This is a genomic window from Mucilaginibacter limnophilus (assembly GCF_004005815.1).
In the GTDB taxonomy this organism is placed as follows: domain Bacteria; phylum Bacteroidota; class Bacteroidia; order Sphingobacteriales; family Sphingobacteriaceae; genus Mucilaginibacter; species Mucilaginibacter limnophilus.
Window position 1 is genome coordinate 467,787 of sequence record NZ_SACK01000002.1, and the last position, 20,417, is coordinate 488,203.

Annotated in this window: 16 protein-coding genes and 1 tRNA gene; 6 read left to right on the forward strand and 11 right to left on the reverse strand. The window is 41.9% G+C overall.

Annotated elements, in window-relative coordinates; translation table 11 throughout:
* The first annotated feature begins 1 nt into the window (after position 1).
* Positions 2 to 619 carry a rhomboid family intramembrane serine protease gene (locus EOD41_RS06515; protein ID WP_127703986.1) on the forward strand — a complete coding sequence of 206 codons (618 nt, stop codon included), beginning with the start codon at positions 2 to 4 and terminating at the stop codon, positions 617 to 619.
* On the opposite strand, the gene EOD41_RS06520 is transcribed toward EOD41_RS06515, so the two are convergent.
* The 9 genes from EOD41_RS06520 to EOD41_RS06560 form a co-directional block, all read right to left on the reverse strand.
* Positions 616 to 1,602: a hypothetical protein gene (locus EOD41_RS06520; protein WP_127703987.1), complete on the reverse strand. Its 987-nt coding sequence runs from the start codon at positions 1,600 to 1,602 to the stop codon at positions 616 to 618. The two genes, EOD41_RS06515 and EOD41_RS06520, sit on opposite strands and share 4 nt — an antisense overlap.
* 80 nt (positions 1,603 to 1,682) lie before the next feature.
* Positions 1,683 to 2,573, reverse strand: coding sequence for a hypothetical protein (locus EOD41_RS06525; RefSeq protein ID WP_127703988.1), 891 nt, complete (start codon positions 2,571 to 2,573; stop codon positions 1,683 to 1,685).
* Between the two features lie 50 nt (positions 2,574 to 2,623).
* The gene (locus EOD41_RS06530; RefSeq protein WP_127703989.1) at positions 2,624 to 2,971 is read right to left on the reverse strand and encodes a Spx/MgsR family RNA polymerase-binding regulatory protein; all 348 of its coding nucleotides are present in this window, start codon (positions 2,969 to 2,971) and stop codon (positions 2,624 to 2,626) included.
* Between the two features lie 12 nt (positions 2,972 to 2,983).
* Entirely contained in the window at positions 2,984 to 5,395 is a 2,412-nt protein-coding gene (locus EOD41_RS06535) for an outer membrane beta-barrel protein (RefSeq protein WP_127703990.1), read from the reverse strand.
* Positions 5,396 to 5,439: 44 nt separating this feature from the next.
* Positions 5,440 to 7,905, reverse strand: coding sequence for an outer membrane beta-barrel family protein (locus EOD41_RS06540; protein ID WP_127703991.1), 2,466 nt, complete (start codon positions 7,903 to 7,905; stop codon positions 5,440 to 5,442).
* A 96-nt stretch (positions 7,906 to 8,001) separates the two neighbouring features.
* Complete coding sequence (gene pth / locus EOD41_RS06545) at positions 8,002 to 8,562, reverse strand: aminoacyl-tRNA hydrolase (RefSeq protein WP_127703992.1); 561 nt, start codon at positions 8,560 to 8,562, stop codon at positions 8,002 to 8,004.
* A 208-nt stretch (positions 8,563 to 8,770) separates the two neighbouring features.
* Positions 8,771 to 9,355 (reverse strand): 50S ribosomal protein L25/general stress protein Ctc, encoded by a 585-nt coding sequence (locus tag EOD41_RS06550; RefSeq protein WP_127703993.1) that lies wholly within the window; start codon positions 9,353 to 9,355, stop codon positions 8,771 to 8,773.
* 129 nt (positions 9,356 to 9,484) lie between these two features.
* Entirely contained in the window at positions 9,485 to 10,429 is a 945-nt protein-coding gene (locus EOD41_RS06555; RefSeq protein ID WP_127703994.1) for a ribose-phosphate pyrophosphokinase, read from the reverse strand.
* A 152-nt stretch (positions 10,430 to 10,581) separates the two neighbouring features.
* A tRNA-Gln gene (locus tag EOD41_RS06560) sits at positions 10,582 to 10,652 on the reverse strand.
* Positions 10,653 to 10,866: 214 nt separating this feature from the next.
* On the opposite strand from EOD41_RS06560, the gene EOD41_RS06565 reads away from it, so the two are divergent.
* The 5 genes from EOD41_RS06565 to EOD41_RS06585 all read left to right on the forward strand — a co-directional run bounded on the left by EOD41_RS06565 (position 10,867) and on the right by EOD41_RS06585 (position 18,490).
* On the forward strand, positions 10,867 to 13,992 hold the full coding sequence (locus EOD41_RS06565) for a glycosyltransferase family 117 protein (protein ID WP_127703995.1): 3,126 nt from the start codon (positions 10,867 to 10,869) through the stop codon (positions 13,990 to 13,992).
* A 483-nt stretch (positions 13,993 to 14,475) separates the two neighbouring features.
* Positions 14,476 to 16,464, forward strand: coding sequence for a M1 family metallopeptidase (locus EOD41_RS06570; protein ID WP_127703996.1), 1,989 nt, complete (start codon positions 14,476 to 14,478; stop codon positions 16,462 to 16,464).
* Positions 16,465 to 16,511: 47 nt separating this feature from the next.
* On the forward strand, positions 16,512 to 16,925 hold the full coding sequence (locus EOD41_RS06575) for a GNAT family N-acetyltransferase (protein ID WP_240663225.1): 414 nt from the start codon (positions 16,512 to 16,514) through the stop codon (positions 16,923 to 16,925).
* A gap of 53 nt (positions 16,926 to 16,978) precedes the next feature.
* Positions 16,979 to 18,091 (forward strand): M42 family metallopeptidase, encoded by a 1,113-nt coding sequence (locus tag EOD41_RS06580; RefSeq protein ID WP_127703997.1) that lies wholly within the window; start codon positions 16,979 to 16,981, stop codon positions 18,089 to 18,091.
* Positions 18,092 to 18,100: 9 nt separating this feature from the next.
* Positions 18,101 to 18,490 (forward strand): hypothetical protein, encoded by a 390-nt coding sequence (locus tag EOD41_RS06585; protein WP_205780501.1) that lies wholly within the window; start codon positions 18,101 to 18,103, stop codon positions 18,488 to 18,490.
* Between the two features lie 4 nt (positions 18,491 to 18,494).
* Here the strand turns inward: EOD41_RS06585 and EOD41_RS06590 are convergent, their stop codons facing one another.
* Both EOD41_RS06590 and EOD41_RS06595 read right to left on the reverse strand, forming a co-directional pair.
* Positions 18,495 to 19,175, reverse strand: a complete 681-nt coding sequence (locus tag EOD41_RS06590) for a pseudouridine synthase (RefSeq protein ID WP_127703998.1) — start codon at positions 19,173 to 19,175, stop codon at positions 18,495 to 18,497.
* Between the two features lie 21 nt (positions 19,176 to 19,196).
* A complete protein-coding gene (locus EOD41_RS06595) occupies positions 19,197 to 20,390 on the reverse strand; it encodes a hypothetical protein (RefSeq protein ID WP_127704476.1) in 1,194 nt (397 codons plus the stop codon).
* Positions 20,391 to 20,417 lie beyond the last annotated feature (27 nt).

Here is a 20,417-nt window from a genome sequence, read left to right on the forward strand (position 1 = left end):
TATGAGCGAATACTTACAAATAGCGCCTGTCGCTTCTATCATCTTCTTTTTCACCATCATCACATCACTGTATGCGTTTTATAATGAGAACGCACTGAATAATATGATTCTGCACCCATACAGTGTGTCGCGCAAGCAGCGGCTGTACACTTTAATTACCAGCGGTTTTATTCACAACGACTGGATGCATTTGATTTTTAATATGTATTCGTTTTACATTTTTGCTTTTTATCTGGAGACTGTTATTGGGCACTGGCAATTTTTAGTGCTATATATGGTAACTCTTGTGGTGAGCGATTTGCCTACTGTCTATAAAAACCGTGATCATTATGGTTACCGAAGCTTAGGCGCTTCAGGCGCAATAAGTGCAGTTGTGTTTAGCTTTATATTATTTAACCCAACAAGTAAAATGGGTATCGTATTGATACCGGTTATGATACCTGCATATATTTTTGGGATATTGTACCTCGTTTATTGCAGCTACGCATCTAAATATTCGCATGACCGGATAAACCATGACGCGCACTTGTATGGAGCGCTAAGCGGCATTGTTATCACAATTATATTAAGGCCTGAGGCAGTAAATATCTTTTTAACAGAGTTGGGACTGCGTGGTTAAACGGGCAGACTTATTTTATCAGCAGGAACGAAGTTGCCTTCGGCGTCGAATAAATAACTCATGGGTTGTTCAGGATTCTTTATAATTTCGAGCAACAGAAAGCCCCAGTTTTTCCAAAAGTTTTCAAGTACCTGTCCGTAGGTTTTATTCACCCAATGGTCAAACAATGGTTTGCTGCTTATACCCCGTAAAGGCATGGCTTCAAGATATAGAGTGTCATTAACCGGAAGCAGGTTATATTCCGGCAGGCGATTAAACAGGTAGTTCGAATAAAAAAAGCGGCCGTTTACTTCTTCAAACTGAATGGGGTGCAGCGTTTGCCCGGCAATCTTTTCCAGCACCTCTTTATGATAACGGCCATTGGCGCCATTATCCTGCAGGCACATTATCAATCCGAAATCATTGACACGCAGCGAAAAAGTAAGCGTATTTATTTCATCGCGGTAGCCAAAAACATCCTCTGCATTATTTACTTTGAAAATTTCTAAGCTGAATGGTTTGAACTCGTCAAATACCAGCGGCAGATTAATGCTTTGCAGCATTAAATGCAAATGCGTAAACTTATGGATGATAGCCTGCGACATGCTGAACTCTTCGCCCTGCGCATGTTGCTGACGGATACCAGCCTGTATCTCATTGAAGATTATTCCGTACAATAATTTACCTGCCCATTGGAAAAGCTTAAGATCATCAAGCGCCTTTATGCGTTCGTAGCCTTTGTCAAAAGCGGCGGCTACTTCCTGTTCAAGTGGCTCTAAGTAATCATTGTTAATTGCGGCCGAACAGGGCAGTTTCAGGTCTTTATAAGTGGAGACATGCTCATCCAGCATTTTAAAGGGTTTATCCTGCAGGTAGAAACTGCTCATCAGCCATTGCGGAAAAACCTGGATCTTTTCCTCTTCGCTGGTAAGCGGCTGCCCGGTTAAAAAACAATTACGGTTGCTGAAATTAAATGTGCTAAACGGATTGTACACTTGCGGCATGCGGCAAAGATAACAAGGAAATAGCTGTTATAATGACGGGATGGTTTTTATAACATGTACCTGACGTATAATATGTACTTTCATTTTATTCCTGTGATATTGACAGTGACCTCGCTGGCATGTGGCAGACTTAAAGTTTTACCGGGAATTATTGCAAAGTATGTTTTTAAATAACCGTCCATAATGGCCTTTGATGTCCGGATATACGCTTCTTTAGACTTTTCGTCAGTAAAAGGTACCAATGGTTTACCATAATGCAGCTCTCCGCTTTTATCAACTATCACAGTAAAAGTGTAAAAGAAGTTCATGTAAGCCTTCTTTATGGTGATATTATAAGCGGGATTTAAATAATCTTCGGGGTTATACATGTTGAATATAGTCGGCTCGGTTTCAATAGGCTTGGCTGTAGCGTTTGCCGACCTGCTTATAAATTCAACCGGCTCACGCCCGGCAAAGGCTTTTTGAAGGTTCGTGTCCGACGCTGCTATTAGCTTTTTAATATACAATGTATCGTTGCGGCTTGGTCGCTGCAGTGTTTCGGCATCAGTATGCAAAACATTCTTAATATAACTATCGGCGTAAAACGTAAGATACACCTTAGCGCCGTTTATGTCAAGCGAATCGCCATGAGGCTCGAGTATTTCCAGCAACAAGCTGTCCTTAGTCATTTTACGGGCTTTGAACCATACCCGCGCTGTATTAAAAATGGAATCGTATCCGCGGCTTAGCGCAAAGTTTAAAAAGCGCTGCTTTTTGGGGCTGAAGATACTTACCGAATCATTCGACACAAAGTTAATGCGCCATTGCGGTTCAAGCTGGTAACCGTATTCGTTAAAAACAAGCCCGTTTGCCTGGCGGCGGTACACCTCGGTATAATGAATATTAAAAAACTTCTCAAACGATAGCAGCCCCTCGGCAACTTTTTGGTCGTGAGTTTTTGGCCCTTGCTGGCAGGCTGATACAAACATCATAACAGGTAGCAACCAATAAAGTAGTATTGAAGCTTTGAACCGCGGCATGCTTATTTATTGAAATGCTGTTTATAAGTAGCTTCGTCAAAACCGAAATACAAGAAGCCACCGTCTTCAATAACCGGGCGCTTTATCATACTGGTTTTTTGCTGAAGTAACTGCAAGGCATCCTCTTTGGTTTTAATGCGCTCTTTAACTGCAGGATCAAGCTGTTTCCAGGTAAGCCCCTGCTTATTTAAAAACTTTTCGTAGCCGGCTTTATTGTCCCATTCCTGCAGCTTTTCGGTACTTACGCCAAGTTTTTTAAAGTCCTGAAACTCGTAAGCAACATCGTTCGCTTTCAGCCAGTCGAGCGCTTTTTTTACCGTGTTGCAGTTGGTAATGCCGTAAACTTTCATGCGGCAAAAGTATTAATTTTTTGAGCCGCTGCTGGTATCGTCGTTACTAATTCCGCGCTTGTTTTTCTTGATATCAGCATTAAGGCTGCCAAATTTATAGTTAAAGCCTATGTTAAAGCTGCGGTAAAAAGCATAGTTGTATGATCGGGTATAAAAATCGGGCGTACGCGTAGTATAATCAAGTTTAATATACTTGGCAAAAGGACTGTTTGCATTAAAAAATATAGTGCCGTTTTTGTTTAATACCTCTTTTGATACGTTTGCACCGTAGCCTAACCAATAGTTATCAGTGCCCTGTAACATCACATAACGGCTATCTAAACCTACATTCATACCAACGCGGTAACCTTTGTTAAATTTGTAGCTGGTATAGGTAAATATATGCCCCTGGAAACCGCTGTTGCTGTAAAACTCTCCGTCGACAGTTCCGCGTAAGCGTACGTACATTAATTCGCTGTTAATGTTCACATTCAGTTTCTCAGTAATCGGGTAATTCACATTAGCGTCGAGCGCCAGATTTTTGTTTTGCCCAACGTTGGCATAGGTAGTTGTGGTTACACCGTTGTCAACCGTGGTAACGTTTTGAATGGTATTATTTGCGAACGAATAGCTGGCGCTGATGTTAATTGAACCTTTAGCAAAATTGCCATAACTAAGCTCAAAATTATTGTTTACAGATGGGCGCAGGTTAGGGTTACCCATGTTTACGTATTGCGGGTTACGTCTGTCGGCAAAAGGGTTAAGCTGCCATATACCGGGGCGTTGTATCCGCTGGGTAAAACCAAAATTTAAGCTGCTGTTTTTTAAGCTGCGCTGAACAGAAAACGATGGCACCAGGTTATCAAAGTTTTCATCAAGATTGGTATTGCTTGAGGTAAAATCGGCACTAATGCTTGTGCGCTCAAACCTCAAGCCGCCTTTAAAACTCCACTTGGTAAATTTAAGTAGGTATGAGTTGTATACGGCATACACGTTTTGGTTATATGTAAAATTATTCGATTGGGCAGGATCGGTTACATAATTGCCGCCGGCGTTTTGTACATCGGTATTAAAATTACTGAAGTTATCGCGGTTTATCATTTTACCGCCGCCTTCAACTGTTAGCATTTTTGATGGATGGATATAATCAAGCTGGGTAGTATGTTCTTTTGAACCAGCTTCGTTAAACTGCCTTGATGATGGCATTACATTTTCAGATGATATAGCCGTGTTCTGGCTATTTTCGTTACTACTATACTTATACGACATGGTTAACAGTTGTTCTTTGTTTCGCTTGAAACCCAACTGGTAGTTAATGCCGAAATCATAACCATGGTTGTCGCCCTCGCCGCTGTTCATCAGGTTGTACTGCTGGGTGATAGCGTTAGTACCATCGCGCAAAATGGTGTACTGATTATTAGTTTGCGTATTATCACCATTATAAAAATTAAACGACGCCGTTAACAGATTCAGCGTATCGGCCTCAAAGCTAAGCTCGGCGCTGCCGTAGCGGTTGCCAAAACTGTTAGCGCGTGATCCATCCTGTGATATCGAAGAGGTTACCGTTTCAGTACCCGACTGGAAGAAATCTGTATTATTAGTGAAAGGTGCCGAACGTTCAGGACGCTTGTTAAGACCTACATAGCCGGTTAGCCCGAATTTCCCTTGCTTTATGGTACTGTTCAGGTTGGCACGGTATCCCCAAATGGTATTGTAACCCGAGTTTATCGAGCCATTGTAGCCCTCGTCAGTTTTCTTTACGGTAATTATATTGATAATACCCGCCAAACCCTCGGCATCATACTTGGCCGGTGGTGTGGTGATTACCTCTATTTTTACTATGTTGCTTGCCGGCATTGATTTCAATATATCTGACGGGCTTCGCGCCATCAAAGCCGACTCTTTGCCGTTAAGCAGTATTTTATAATTGCCGCTACCGCGAAGTTTTATATTATCCTCTCCGTCAACCGAGAGCAAAGGCACTTTGCGTATCATATCCAGCGCTGTAATAGCCTTGCTTTCAGGGTCGGCTTGTACATCATAGCTCAGGCGGTCAACTTCCTGTTTCATTACCGGGCGCACACCGGTTACCTGAACCTCGTTTAGTTGTTTTGAGGATGCTGAAAAGATGATCTTTCCAAGATCAGTAGTAGTTTTTGTGCTATCAAGATTGATTACTTTATTACTATATCCTATAAAAGCAAGCACCAGCTGATATTGCCCGCGCGGAGCATTAACTGTAAAACTGCCGTCACCTTTTGTCAATGTGCTCTTTACCGGCGATTTGGTTTTTGCATCCTGCAGTGCCACAGTAACAAAGTCAAGCGGTTTATCACTTGCCGAATCAATTACCACACCTGTAATGGTAATGTTGTTTTGTGGTGTTTGTGCAAACAGATATGTTGTAAATAAACAACACACGGCGGTTAGTAAAAGCTGTTTCATTGTGATAATTGGTTGAAATATTTTGCGTCAGTTAATATTTGTTTTTAGCCATTGCCGCCGCTGGTTTTACCGCCGCTGGTATCGTCGTTATTTATACCGCGCTGGTTTTTCTTAATCTCGCCGCTTAGCTTGCCGAATTTGTAACTTACACGGATAGCGAAGTGACGGTATATCTGGTTATAATCACTGTATTGTATAAAATCAGGTGTACGCGTGCTTGAGGTTCTTTTCCAGAAGTTACTGTAAGGGTTGTTGGCCACCAGCGCTATGGAGGCTTTTTTATCCATAAACTCTTTCGACATCGAATACGAGTTATACATAAAATATCTTGATTTACCTTGCAGTAACACATCGCCGCTAAAATAGCCTGCGTTAAGGCCAGCGCGCCAACTGTTTTCTTTACCAAATTTGTAACCAATGTTGGCAAAAGCATTACCTATAATACCGTTGTTGCGATATAGTTTTCCGTTATAGCTACCCTCAATCCATATTTGAGATATTTGCCCGTTAAGGCTTACCGAAAGCTGTTTGGTGATATCATAATTGGTGTTTACGTTAAGGCCAAGGCTTTTATTACTACCTATATTTTCGTAGGTGGTGTAGGTGATTTTCTGGTTTTCACCATTTATAGTAGTATCCCTAAAACTGGTAATATTTTGTATCGAATTGTTTGAGAACGAATAGCTCAAACCAACGTTTATCGACGCCTTTTTAAAGTTACTGTAAGTAAGCTCGAACGAGTTACTCAGCTCGGGGCGAAGGTTAGGGTTGCCGGTATTTACAAATAAAGTGTTGCTCCTGTCGGTAAACGGGTTCAGTTGGTAAATGCCCGGGCGACGTATACGTTGCGTATAACCCAGGTTTATGCTGCTGCTTTTTAGCTTGCGCTGAACTGATACTGATGGAATAAGGTTATTATACTTAGTATTCAGCTTATCACCAGTATTGGCGAATGTAGCGTCAATAGTAGTTAACTCAAAGCGTAAGCCGCCCTTTGCCGACCATTTTTCGCCCTTTAACTGGTACGAGTTATATATGCTATGCACATTTTGCTGATAATCAAATACGTTCGATTGTTCTTCTGAACGCTCGTATATACCCGGACTAACCAGTAAATCTGTACTGAAATCACTATAGTTGTTTCGGATAATTGATTTGCCACCGGCCTCAATGTTCCAGCCTTTCATGGGGTGTACATAATCCAACTGTATGGTATGCTCTTTAGCGCCCTGATCATTATACTGCAAAAAGTCGGGCTGCGGGAAAATTATTCTTTCAGAAAATGTATTACTGGTGTTGCTTACACCCGGCGAATAGCTGTACTTGTATGACAGGGTAAGCAACTGCTCTTTACTACGTTTAAAACCCAGTTGATAGTTCAGCGCGGCGTCAATACCGGTATAGCGGCCATCGTTAATATTTAACTGGCGGTAACGCTGTAAAATTTCACCCGCGCTTTCCAATACCGATAATTGATTCTGGCTTTGCCAGCCTTTCTCTTTATACATTTCAAACGAACCGGTAAGCAGGTTAAGCGTATCAATTTCATAGCTTAGCTCACCGTTAACATACATATAGCGCCCGTCAAATTCATTTTCACCTGTTTGGGTAAGTACAGTATCGGGGTTAGGTACATTGCCATTAACCAGGCGCTGTTGTGTGGTGGTGAAGGTGTTTTTGTTTTTTGGTTGTTGCCCCACACCGGCGTATCCGGCAAAGCCAAATTTGCCTTTTTTTACTGTTCCGTTAAGGTTTATACCCTGCCCCCAACGCGTATTGTGGCGGGCGTTTATACCGATATTGTAACCTTCGTCGGCATTGGTTTTGGTGATGATGTTGATAATACCCGCTAAACCTTCGGCATCATACTTGGCCGGCGGCGTGGTAATTACCTCAATTTTAAGTATGTTGCTGGCAGGCATTGATTTCAGCACATCTGACGGGTTTTTAGCCATCAGTGCTGACTCACGCCCGTTAACCAGTATTTTGTAATTGCCGCTGCCTTTTAGCTTGATAGCGTCAGAAGCGTCGACACTAAGCAGCGGCACTTTGCGCACTATATCAAGTGCTGTAATAGCTTTGCTTTCAGGGTCAGCCTGCACGTCGTAACTCAGGCGGTCAACTTCTTGTTTCATTACCGGTTTTACTGCTGTAATAGATACCTCGTTAAGCTGTTTGGCTGATGATGAGAACATGATACGGCCCAAATCAATAGCCGATTGATTGGCATCAAGCTTAATTACTTTATTAGCATAGCCAATAAACGCAAGAACTAACTGATAATCGCCTGGTTTTGCTTTAAGTTCGAAGCTGCCATCACCGGCAGAAAGCCCGCTTTTTACAGGCGACTTGGTTTTGGCATCCTGCAACGCAACGGTTACAAAATCAAGTGGTTTATTGCTTGCCGAGTCAATAACAATACCCTTTACGCTAAAGCTTGTTTGAGGCGCTTGCCCGAACAATAGGGTAGTTAAAAAACAGCAAATAAGGGTCAGCAGGGCCTGTTTCATCAGCGTTTGGTTGTAAATTTTTGTGCAAGTTACCAAGGCAGTATTACCACAAGATGATATTTAACACTATTTAACTAAAATGTTAGTTAAATGTGATTATTTGTTAAATCTTGTCATAGTAAGTTCAGCCCCGATGGTTGTAAAACTTTTGATCATTTCGATGGAGCGATCAATAAGTGCGGGCAATTCAGGTATTTCATCATCATCAAATCCGCTCAGCACATAATCAACCTGTCTGCCCTTGGGGAAGTTGTCACCAATGCCAAAGCGAAGGCGGGCGTAGTTGTTGTGTCCAAGTGATAGTTCAATGTGTTTTAACCCGTTATGGCCTGCCGCGCTTCCTTTGGGTTTTAAGCGCAGGGTACCAAGAGGCAATGCCAGATCATCAACAATCACCAGCACATTTTCAACAGGTACTTTAAGCTCGTTCATCCAGTGGTTAAGCGCCTTTCCGCTCAGGTTCATATAGGTGGTAGGCTTTATCAGGTGGAGTGCGCGGCCTTTAAAGCTTGTTTCGGCATGGTACGCGTGGCGGCCCATACTAAATTTCACACCATCCTGCCGGGCCATTTCATCAAGCACCATAAATCCTATGTTATGCCTTGTATCGGCGTATTCTGGACCTATGTTGCCCAACCCAACTATTAGATACTTCATCTGACCAAAAGACGGTTAATATTTAAGGATGTTACAGCTTAAATAAGTTTTTTTTGAAACAAATACGTGACAAAGATAAAGCAAAATAGGCCTTATAACGCTTTTTACCCGTATTGTATTAGTAATGATTTGGTTACAGCTCAATAAAAAAGCGGCAGGGAAATACCTGCCGCTTTTAAAATCATGATCAATGATATTAAACCAATGATTATTTTTTGCCTGATGCAGCTTCTTGTTCTGCCTGACGCAGTGCACGAGAAGTGGTAACAGATACGATAGTATCTTCCTGGGCATTAGTGATTACAAGGTTATCTAATTTGATATCCCTAACACGTACTGATTTACCTACCTCAAGTTCTTCGATGCTTACGTCGATAGTATCAAGGTGATTTTTTGGTAAAGCTTTAACGCGCAGTTTCCTAAGTTTCTGAACCAGTTTACCACCTACTTTTACACCCGGAGAAGTACCTGTTAATTTTACAGGTATTTCGATGGTGATAGGTTTGTTTTCGTCAAGCTGTAAAAAGTCGACGTGTAAAATAGTTTCAGTTAACGGGTGAAACTGAATGTCTTTAATAATAGCCTGTGCTTTTGTACCGGCAATGTCAAGATCGATGAAGTGAACAACCGGTGTGTAAACTACGGCTTTCAAATCAGCTGCGGACACTGAAAAGTGGGTTTGAGTTTCACCACCATACAGAACTGCCGGCACCTGGCCCTGATAACGCAGCTCTTTAGCGTCGCGTTTCCCTACGTTCTCCCTTGGAGAACCGCTAATAGCAAATGATTTCATTTTTGTTAATTATTTATTTGTTAGTTCATGGTTCATGGATGACAGGTCATGGCCATTCCCATAAAATTTTTATTTAGTTTCAATGCCGACAGCTATGAACCATCAGCTATGAATTAATCACCTTCTTTATTAGTCTACCTTAAACAGCTGGCTTATTGAGCCATGCTCGTTTACGTTCATTATCGCTTTTGCAAACAAATCGGCAGTTGATAATACTTTTATTTTGCTGCTTTCCTGTTTCAGTGGAATACTGTCGGTAACTATCAGTTCGGTTAAAGCTGAATTCTCGATAGTTTCATAAGCCTTACCTGATAATACCGGGTGCGAACATACTGCCCTCACGCTGCGCGCTCCGCGCTCCATAATCAATCCGGCCGCTTTTGACAGTGTGCCTGCTGTATCGCAAATGTCGTCTATCAAAACAATATCCTGATCGGTAACATCACCAATAATGGTCATTGATTCAATCTCGTTGGCGCGTTTACGTCGTTTATCACATATTACCACTTCAGCATTAAAATACTTGGCAAATGTACGTGCCCTGTATGAGCCACCCATATCAGGCGAAGCAATGGTAAGCTTTTCCAAGCCCAGGCTTTTAATATATGGCACGAAAATTACCGAAGCATCAAGGTGGTCAACCGGAACATCAAAAAAGCCCTGTATCTGCGCAGCGTGCAAATCCATGGTCATGATGCGATTAATGCCTGATGCCACCAATAAATTTGCAACCAGCTTAGCCCCAATAGCTACGCGAGGTTTGTCTTTTCTGTCTTGCCTTGCTAAACCAAAATAGGGGATAACCGCTGTTACGTAGTGCGCTGATGCGCGGCGGGCCGCGTCAACAAGCATCAAAAGTTCCATCAAATTATCGGTTGGCTGGTTGGTTGATTGTATTAAAAATACGTCGCAACCACGTACCGACTCGTTAAAGTGCGGCTGAAACTCACCGTCACTAAAACGTGAAAGAACAACTTCACCAAGTTCTTTGCCGTAACGATCTGCAATTTGTGCAGCAAGTTCGGTAGTACCTGAACCGGAAAATAACTTAACTGGATTAAATTGTAAAGGCATCTTTAAATTTCGAATTTCAAATATTCAGTTTCAAATTTGCATCCGAAACACACATTCTTAAGTTACCGAACCTGATAAAACAATTTCGGATTTCTAACTTTCAACCGGTGTTATCCGAAATTGAAAATCCGAAATCCGAAATCAATTCTTTGTTGCCCGACCTGGATTCGAACCAAGACAAACGGTACCAAAAACCGTCGTACTACCATTATACTATCAGGCAATCTCCGTTGTAAAATATTGCTATTTTTACGGACTGCAAATGTAAGACGAAATTTTTAATCCTAAAATATTTTTTTAAAAAAGTGCTTTTAAAGATTACTGCTGCTTTTAGTGTGCGTTAAAATATGTTAATCATCACCTTTTTAGTATAAACATCGTAATAGTTTTACTAATTTCGGCACCTTATATACCTGTTACAGAAATTGCATTAAGCGATGAACTACAACAAGATCAACAATCTTTTTGGCTGGATAGCTTTCCTGATAGCCACAATAACTTACATTTTAACGCTTGAGCCCTCAACCAGTTTTTGGGATTGCGGCGAATTTATAGCGTGTATTTACCGTTTGCAGGTAGCTCACCAGCCAGGCGCACCATTGTTTACCATGATAGGGAAGGCGTTCTCACTGCTATCAATGGGTGATAATACCAAGGTTGCCTATTTTACCAACATGGCATCGGCACTGGCGAGCAGCGCCACCATACTGTTCCTATTCTGGACAATCACCGCGCTGGCTAAAAAAATGCTGGTTAAAAAAGCTGAAGATATTAACCTTACAAACATCATCCTGATAATGGGTGCCGGTTTGGTAGGCTCATTGGCTTATACTTTTTCAGATACTTTCTGGTTTTCGGCTGTTGAGTCGGAAGTTTATGCCGAATCATCATTATGTACGGCTATCGTTTTCTGGGCGATATTGAAATGGGAAGCCCACGCCGATGAGCCATATGCTAACCGCTGGATAGTTTTCATCGCCTACGTAATGGGTCTTTCTATAGGTATCCACTTGCTAAATCTGCTTGTAATCCCGGCTATCGCGTTGGTTATTTACTTCCGCAAGGCAAAAAATGCGTCCGCTTCCGGAGCTATCGGTTGGTTTTTAGCAAGTTGTATTGCGTTAGGATTTGTGCTTTGGGGCGTTATTCAATTTACGGTTAAAGGAGCAGCATTCTCCGACCTGTTTTTTGTAAATACACTTGGTTTTGGCTTCGGCAGCGGTGCTATCGCTTTCTTTGTGTTGCTTGCCATTCTTATCATATCAGGTATCTATTATACCATAAAGCCATCAACCGGCGCTATAATTATTACAGCAATAAGCTTTGTGCTGCTTGGTGGAATAAGTGGAGGCATAATTGGCCTTGTAGTTACCCTGATTATTGCGGCACTGTTGGAATATGCGGCTAAAATACGTGAGCGCCGTTTCGCATTAAATAGCTTCCTGGTTTGCCTGGCTTTTATCTTGCTTGGATACAGCTCATTTGTTATGATACCTATCCGTGCTAAGGCGGGTACCAATTTGAACAACAGCGACCCTCAGGACGCGTTCGCTTTAAACAGCTACCTTAACCGCGACCAGTACGGTGAAACACCACTTTTATATGGCCAGTATTTCGATTCGGAACTGATTGACCAGAAAGAAGGTGCAAATATTTACCGCCGTGGTAAAGAAAAATACGAGGTAGCCGGAAAAAAAGTTAAAAATGTTTACGACCGCAATACCGTCTTCCCGCGTATGTTTAGTGATAAGCCTTCGCATGATCAATTTTACCGTAACTGGACAGGACTTGGAGCAGAAGAACATCCAACTTTGGGCACCAACCTTAGTTTCTTTTTTACATGGCAGGTGACGCAAATGTATACCCGCTACTTTTTGTGGAATTTTGCCGGCCGTTATAACGAACAGGACGGCCAGATAAGCGCCAGTGGTTTAGATGGCAACTGGGCCAGTGGTTTTAACTTTAAAAAGCCGTTGCCATATTCGGTAACACAAAGTAAATCATACAATAATTTATACTGCCTGCCGCTTATTATTGGGTTAATGGGGGCGGTGTTCCACTTCCGCCGTAACCAGCGCGATGCGGGTATTGTAGCTATCCTGTTCTTTTTCACAGGCCTGGCTATTGTACTTTATCTTAACCAGGATCCATTGCAACCACGTGAGCGCGATTATGCATACGCCGGTTCATTTTATGCGTTTGCCATATGGATAGGACTTGGTGTGTTGTTCCTAGCTGAACTAATCAGCTCGAAACTTAACGCAAAAACGGGCGCTATAATAGCTACGGTAGTTTGTTTGCTTGCGGCGCCTGCGCTAATGGCTAAAGAAGAGTGGGATGACCATGATCGATCTACAAAACTGACGCCGCGGGATATGGCTTCAAACTACCTTAACTCGTGTGCGCCAAATGCCATATTGTTTGTGTACGGTGATAATGATACTTATCCGCTGTGGTATGCACAGGAGGTTGAAAACATCCGTCCGGACGTGCGTATCGTAAACTTAAGCTTGTTGGGTACCGATTGGTACATCCGTCATATGAAGAAAAGGATGAATGAGTCGGACCCGCTGCCCATAACAATGCCTAACGAAAAGTTTGAGGCAGGTGTGCGTGATGTGATTTACTATAACGATGAGGGTATTAAGGGTAATATCGAACTGAAAGAGATATTTGATTTCATTACCTCAGATAAAGCCTTAGTTGAACTGCGTAACGGGGGTAAGGCCAATTATCTGCCAACAAAGAATTTCAAGATTACCATTGATAAAAACCAGGTGTTAAAAACAGGAACTGTTCCGTCAGATAAAGCTGACCAGATAATACCTGAGCTTGACTGGACCTATCCGGGAAGTTATGTAACCAAAGATAACCTGGCGCTGCTGGACATACTGGCTCACAATAACTGGAAACGTCCGGTGTATTTTGCAGTAACGGTTGGCAGTGAAAACATGATAGGGCTTGACAGATATCTGTATAATGAAGGCTTTGCATACCGCCTGCTGCCATTAAAGGCCGATACAACTGTACAGCCGCTTGAGGCTACCAACAGCCTGAAGATGTATGATAACCTGATGAATAAGTTCAAATACGGTAATTACAAAAAGGCTAAGTACCTTGACCATGAGTCACTTACTATGTTTTTGCCGCTTATTACCCGTATGTATATGACACTGGCCGATAATCTGACAAAAGAAGGCCATACTACCGAGGCGAAAAATCTACTGAAAAAGTATGATACTGAAATGCCGGCCATCATACCTATGCCTGAAGTTGCCGTACGTAAATATTATTTAGTAGAAAATGCTTATACCCTGGGTGAAACACGCTTGGCAAACACTTGGGCCGAACAAATTGAAGATTATCTGGTAAACTTACTTGATTATAACTACTCACAACTGCAGAATGGAAATGTTAGCGCCGATAACCGTGATATACAATTATCCATGTCGCTTCTTAACGGATTGGTTAAAATGACCGAGTCATTCCATCAACCGGTATTGCATAAGAAGTTTAACGATCATTTTAAAAACTTCGAGACAAAATTTGGTACAATGCAATAAGCATTTTTGAACTTACATAAAGAAAGCGACCTTTTAGGCCGCTTTTCTTGTTTAAATAGGTCAGTCGATAGTTAATATGGTTGCATGAGCCGGTGAAATGCTGTCATCTGATCTGACAATTGCCGGTGAATCATTTATGCTTTTATTTGCAGGGGTATGTGTGTGATAACCGGTTTTAAAATGTATGATACCGCTTATCAGCAATAAAACTATAACAGTTATTATCAGATAACGAGGTTGCATAATTGTAGTCAGGTAAGTGTTAAACAAAACTAAAAGGGGATTTTGGTTCATGCAATACGTATTTCTACCTGTTTTTTAATGCATTTAAATAATAAGCGTTAGCCAGAATACCATCCGGCGAAAAAAAATAAAATCAGTAATTAAAAAATTAAATAACAACGTAACAATAGCCTTGCATCATGCTTATTATTACAGCTATTTGTAGTATAATTGTGTGAATTAAATTCAAATAATATTAACATGACCTTTAAATACACGGCCGGCATTATGCTGGCTTTTATGGCTGTTGCAGGTAATGGCTATGCTCAATCGTCATCAGGCGCTTCTGCCTCAAAGTATGATTATCATGAAACTTTCGGTCCGTTGTTTTATACCAAAAATGGTAACGAATACAGGGCAGCCAGTGGAGAACCCGGTCCGCAATACTGGCAAAACCGTGCCGATTATCAATTATCGGCACATCTGAACGATCAAACCAACGAAGTTACGGGTACCGAGGTATTAACTTATACCAATAATAGTCCGCAAAAGTTAGGTTTTATATGGATGCAGCTCGATCAGAACCTGTTTAAACAGGATTCGCGCGGCTCTGCGATTGTGCCGATTACAGGAAGCCGTAATGGAGGCCATGGTCAGGCGTTTGACGCGGGTTATAAAATCAAATCGGTAAGGCTTGTTGGCAGCGACACCGAGTTGAAATACATGATAAATGATACCCGTATGCAGGTGTGGTTACCAAAAGAAGTAACACCGGCAGGGGGACAGGTAAAACTAAAGATTGAATTTTCATTTGTCAGCCCTGATTACGGGTCAGACCGTACGGGTGTACTTACTACCAAAAACGGCAAAATATTCACTATAGCGCAATGGTATCCGCGTGTTTGCGTGTTTGATGATGTTACCGGTTGGAACGTACTGCCTTATACAGGTCCGGGTGAGTTTTATCTTGAATATGGTGACTTTGACCTGAGTATTACCGCTCCGGCAAATCATATCGTAGTAGCTTCGGGTGAATTACTTAACCCAACAGAAGTATATACTGCCGAGCAGCAAAAACGCTGGGCGCAAGCTGCGCAAAGCGATGCTACGGTGATTATCCGTTCGGCTAAAGAAGTTACTGATGCGGCTTCACGCCCGGCTGGTAAAAAAGAGCTTACCTGGAAATTCAGGATTAAAAATGCCCGTGATGCTTCTTGGGGATCATCACCGGCTTTTATTGTTGACGCAGCTAAAATGAATTTGCCAAGCGGCAAAAAGTCTATAGCTATTTCGGCCTACCCGGTTGAAAGCGATGGTAGCGATGCCTGGAGCCGTTCAACTGAGTACGTAAAAAAATCTATTGAACATTACTCAGCAAAGTGGTTTGAATACCCTTATCCTGCTGCTACAGCCGTTGCCGGTATTGTAAGCGGTATGGAATATCCGGGCATTGTGTTTTGTGGTTATCGTGCTAAAAAAGGTAGCCTTTGGGGTGTAAACGACCATGAGTTCGGCCACACCTGGTTCCCGATGATAGTAGGCTCAAACGAGCGCCTTTACGGCTGGATGGACGAAGGCTTCAATACCTTTATAAATACATTAAGCACTGCTGAATTTAACAATGGCGAGTACGCCCCAAAACGTGCCAGCGATATGCAACGCATTGGCGAAATGGTTACCCGTCCGGACATAGAGACTATTTTAAGCGCCCCGGCAAACCTTAAAGAAAAAAACACCGGTACATTACTTTACTTTAAGCCGGGTTTTGGTCTGACGTTGCTGCGTGAGCAGATATTAGGCAAGGAACGTTTTGATAAAGCTTTCAGAACATATGTGGAGCGCTGGGCATTTAAACATCCAACACCAGATGATTTCTTCCGTACCATGGAAAACGTTGGCGGTGAAAGCCTGCAGTGGTTTTGGAGAGGCTGGTTTATTAATAACTGGCGTTTGGACGTTGGCGTAAGCAATGTATCATATGTAAGCAATGATCCATCTAAAGGCGCTTTAATAACCCTTGACAATAACGATAAAATGGTTATGCCGGTTATACTTGATATCAAACTGAAAAGCGGTAAAGTTGACCGTGTAAAACTTCCTGTTGAGATATGGGAACGTAATGCAAGCTTTGTGTACAAGTATCCTTCAACAGAAGAAATTGAATCGGTAACTTACGACCCCGACAAAGTATTGCCCGATTATAACTCAGATAACAATACATGGAAAGGTTCTGCAGATAAAACCAAATAGAAAAACAAAAACCCGGTTATGCCGGGTTTTTTTATATACTTGAAATTGTGAATATTTCTATCGAACAAATACGCCCTGAACTTACCTGGCGCCTGCGTCACGAAGTGCTTTATCCAAACAAACAATTGCATGAAATGGAAATGGATGAAGATTTTGACGGCGTACACTTTGGCGCTTTTGCAGATAACTACCTGGTAGCTGTTGTTTCACTCTTTCATAATGACGGCGAGTACCAGTTTCGTAAGTTTGCCGTAACACCTGCAAGGCAGGGTAAAGGGATAGGTGCAGAAATGCTGGAATATATTACTGACTATGCCCGCCATGAAGGCGGTACACGCTTGTGGTGCAATGCCCGCAGTACGGCCATAAGTTTTTATGTAAAACATGGCTTCACATCAACTGGTAAGATATTTACCCGTGATGATATCGACTACGAGGTACTTTCAAAACCCCTGAACTAACTTTTAAACATCAACAGCTTTACTATATTTGCTTTCCGCATAAAAAATACATTATGGCTAAGAAAAAAACAGACACTCCGCATATTTCCGTTGTAAACGAAACTTCACTTGCTTTTTTTGAGAAGTACATTAATAACCCCTCGCCAACCGGCTTTGAATGGAAAGGCCAGCAATTATGGCTTGATTATATTAAGCCTTATATCGACGATTATTATGTAGATAATTACGGTACCGCTGTTGGTATCATAAATAAGGACGCGCCTTACAAAGTAGTTATTGAGGCGCATGCCGATGAAATATCGTGGTTTGTAAACTACATTACCAGCGACGGATTGATCTATGTTATCCGTAATGGCGGGTCTGACCATCAGATAGCGCCCTCTAAACGGGTAAACATCCATACCGATAACGGCATTGTTAAGGCTGTATTCGGCTGGCCTGCTATTCATACCCGTCAGGCAGGAGATAAGGAAGAAGCCCCAACTTTGAAAAATATCTGTCTTGACTGTGGCTGCACCAGCAAGGAAGAAGTAGAGAACCTGGGCATACATGTAGGCTGTGTAATCACTTACGAAGATGAGTTTATGGTGCTTAACAACCGCTACTATGTAGGCCGCGCGCTTGATAACCGCGCAGGTGGATTTATGATAGCAGAAGTAGCCCGTTTACTTAAAGAAAATAATGTACAACTACCTTTCGGCTTGTATATAGTTAATGCTGTGCAGGAAGAAATAGGTTTGCGTGGAGCTGAGATGATAGCACATCATATAAAACCGAATGTGGCTATTGTTACTGATGTTACACATGATACCACTACGCCTATGATTAATAAGATAGTGCAGGGTGAAATTGCTTGTGGTAAAGGTCCTGTAGTATCATACGCGCCTGCTGTGCAAACTAATGTTAATAAACTGCTTATTGAAAGCGCGCAAAAAAGCAACATACCGTTCCAGCGCCAGGCCTCGTCACGCTCAACCGGTACCGATACCGACGCGTTTGCTTACTCAAATGACGGTGTACCATCAGCGTTGATTTCATTACCGCTGCGCTATATGCACACAACTGTTGAGATGATACATAAGGAAGACGTGGATAACGTGATCCGGTTGATTTACGAAACATTGCTGAACATACAAGACGGTCACGATTTCAGATATATAAAATAGTAAGCTTCAATGCCACAGTATACCATTCCGTTAAAATACCGCAAAATGGAGAACCTCCATATTGTGTTTTGGCTACTAAAGGATATCGGCTGGTGTTTGATATGGAAACCGCTTGGCATTGTCATGATATTCCCAACGCTGATCATCTCAATTGTAATTGCCTATCGTACCCGCGATATGGTATCCGAACTATGCCATAACCTGGCAATAACTTTTTGGATATCGGCAAACTCTTATTGGATGATCAGCGAATTTCTTCACTTTGACGCCATGGTTGTTAGCGGGTGGTTTACCTATAAGCATTTGGCATTGATTCCTTTCTTCCTGGGCTTTTTTTGTCTTGTGTATTACTATGCCATATGGCGTCCTAAGCATCCTGACAGCCTGGAAACGTTATAGAATATCATAGCCAGCCCATCAATCGCATTACATTTTGAAATTCTTCACGCGGTAGGGCCTCAATGCAAATATCCTTACCTGTTACCGGATGAGTAAACTGCAAACTTTTTGCATGAAGCAGCATCGTGTTCATTTCCCATTTTTCGGCAAAAAGCTTGTTTTGTTTGTTGCAGCCATGTGTACGGTCGCCAATAATTGGGTGGAATATATGCGCCATGTGCTTGCGTATCTGATGCATGCGGCCGGTTGTGGGATGTACTTCAATTAACGAGTACCGCGAAGTAGGGTGTTTCCCTAATGGTATATCAAGTTCAACCCTGTTTAAAGTGGTATAAGCGGTAAAAGCATCCTGTAATGTGCCATTTTCTTTTCGGAGGGGATAATCTATTTCGCCGGTATCATCAGTATAGCCCCTCACTATAGCCAGATATTTTTTGCTTAAATTATTCTCAGCAAATTGCTGCTGCATGGCTATCTCCGTTTCTTTATCAAAAGCGAAAAGTAATACCCCACCGGTTTTTCTGTCAAGACGGTGTACAGGATTAACTTTTCGGTTCAACTGATTTCGCAATAACTGCAATGCAAACTCGCTTGCTTCAGCCGCAATTGTTGAACGGTGTACCAGCAGTCCGTGTGGTTTATTAATAGCAACCAAGTAATCGTCCTGAAAAATAATATCGAGCATAAGTGGTAATTATACTAAAAATTACCATCGTGCAGGCTCATAGCTGTAAACAACCTGATATTTCTGCTTTTTAAATTTTGATGAGATATGGCCTATCGGCAAATCATCTTTTTGCAATGTGGGTTCGCAAACCGAATATAATTTACCGCCATATTTAATGGGATCGCCAACAGGTTTGTCAAACTGTACGGCAATGGTAATATGGGTTGGGTATAAAATAGCTATCATTGGCAGGTCATATATTTCCTTAACAAGATAAAAGAACAATGCTGCCCGGTCGTCACAGTCGCTGTAATCGGCAAACAAGGTTTCTTCCGGTGAAAGGCGTTTTTCTTTACCGTAGTTTTCCTCATCATCTTCATATAGAAAAGCGTAGCGTGTAAACCGCATCAGGTAATCAATACCTTTAACCTGATCCATTTCCTTGATGTTTTTCTTTAACACAGGGATAAGCGACGCATATGTTTCCCTGCTAAGCGGAATGTTAAAATAAGCGCTGAAATCAACACCCGGATAATTTGCAAAGATGTCCTTCACCTCAGGGTTTAGTTTAACCTCAAAATTGTATACATTATGGCCATAATTAAACTGAAGCTTTTTTTCAACATAGCTATCCGGACTAAAATCGGGTAACCGGGTAATGAGATATGAAAATGGCCGGATTGCACCGGGTACCGGTATATCAACAGGGAAAGGCGGGTCTTTATGCAAATCGGTATTGGCATAATCATGATAGTTAAGGCACATATACTTTTTGCCATCAACCATAAAAAAAGGGATATCACTAATGTCTTCATTATTATAAATATAAAAGATGATCTTTTTTTCGGGTGTAATGGCAAGCCGCGCGTCATAACCCGACTGTGTAAGCAAAAACCATTTATATAGTGTATAACGTGCATAATTATCCGCCTTAGGGCTAATTTCCTGAGCCGTTTTGCGTACCAGCTGATAGTATAACCAGTCGTTAAGCTGATGTTTATTTTTATAATTCAACAGAGAATCAACCACCGGTTGAAAATGTGCTTGGCTAACCTGATCGTAAAAGTCAATGATGTCTTTTGCTTCAACTGAAGCAGATACATTAACAATTAATGAACTGTCGGCATCGGCAGTAAACGGGCCGCTGTAAAAGTCAAAGCGCAGGGAGGTTTTTTTTTGGCTGTATGCTAAACCAAAAACAAATAGAAGTGATAAAATAAATATAACCCGCATATCAACCTCCCATACAATTATAATTAG

Coding starts and splice junctions, on each gene's coding strand:
- EOD41_RS06535 (WP_127703990.1), bottom strand. CDS start 5,395: ATGAAACAGCTTTTACTAACCGCCGTGTGTTGTTTATTTACAACATAT.
- pth (WP_127703992.1), bottom strand. CDS start 8,562: ATGAAGTATCTAATAGTTGGGTTGGGCAACATAGGTCCAGAATACGCC.
- EOD41_RS06595 (WP_127704476.1), bottom strand. CDS start 20,390: ATGCGGGTTATATTTATTTTATCACTTCTATTTGTTTTTGGTTTAGCA.
- EOD41_RS06525 (WP_127703988.1), bottom strand. CDS start 2,573: ATGATGTTTGTATCAGCCTGCCAGCAAGGGCCAAAAACTCACGACCAA.
- EOD41_RS06520 (WP_127703987.1), bottom strand. CDS start 1,602: ATGCCGCAAGTGTACAATCCGTTTAGCACATTTAATTTCAGCAACCGT.
- EOD41_RS06540 (WP_127703991.1), bottom strand. CDS start 7,905: ATGAAACAGGCCCTGCTGACCCTTATTTGCTGTTTTTTAACTACCCTA.
- EOD41_RS06530 (WP_127703989.1), bottom strand. CDS start 2,971: ATGAAAGTTTACGGCATTACCAACTGCAACACGGTAAAAAAAGCGCTC.
- EOD41_RS06570 (WP_127703996.1), top strand. CDS start 14,476: ATGACCTTTAAATACACGGCCGGCATTATGCTGGCTTTTATGGCTGTT.
- EOD41_RS06550 (WP_127703993.1), bottom strand. CDS start 9,355: ATGAAATCATTTGCTATTAGCGGTTCTCCAAGGGAGAACGTAGGGAAA.
- EOD41_RS06555 (WP_127703994.1), bottom strand. CDS start 10,429: ATGCCTTTACAATTTAATCCAGTTAAGTTATTTTCCGGTTCAGGTACT.
- EOD41_RS06565 (WP_127703995.1), top strand. CDS start 10,867: ATGAACTACAACAAGATCAACAATCTTTTTGGCTGGATAGCTTTCCTG.
- EOD41_RS06590 (WP_127703998.1), bottom strand. CDS start 19,175: ATGCTCGATATTATTTTTCAGGACGATTACTTGGTTGCTATTAATAAA.
- EOD41_RS06585 (WP_205780501.1), top strand. CDS start 18,101: ATGCCACAGTATACCATTCCGTTAAAATACCGCAAAATGGAGAACCTC.
- EOD41_RS06515 (WP_127703986.1), top strand. CDS start 2: ATGAGCGAATACTTACAAATAGCGCCTGTCGCTTCTATCATCTTCTTT.
- EOD41_RS06580 (WP_127703997.1), top strand. CDS start 16,979: ATGGCTAAGAAAAAAACAGACACTCCGCATATTTCCGTTGTAAACGAA.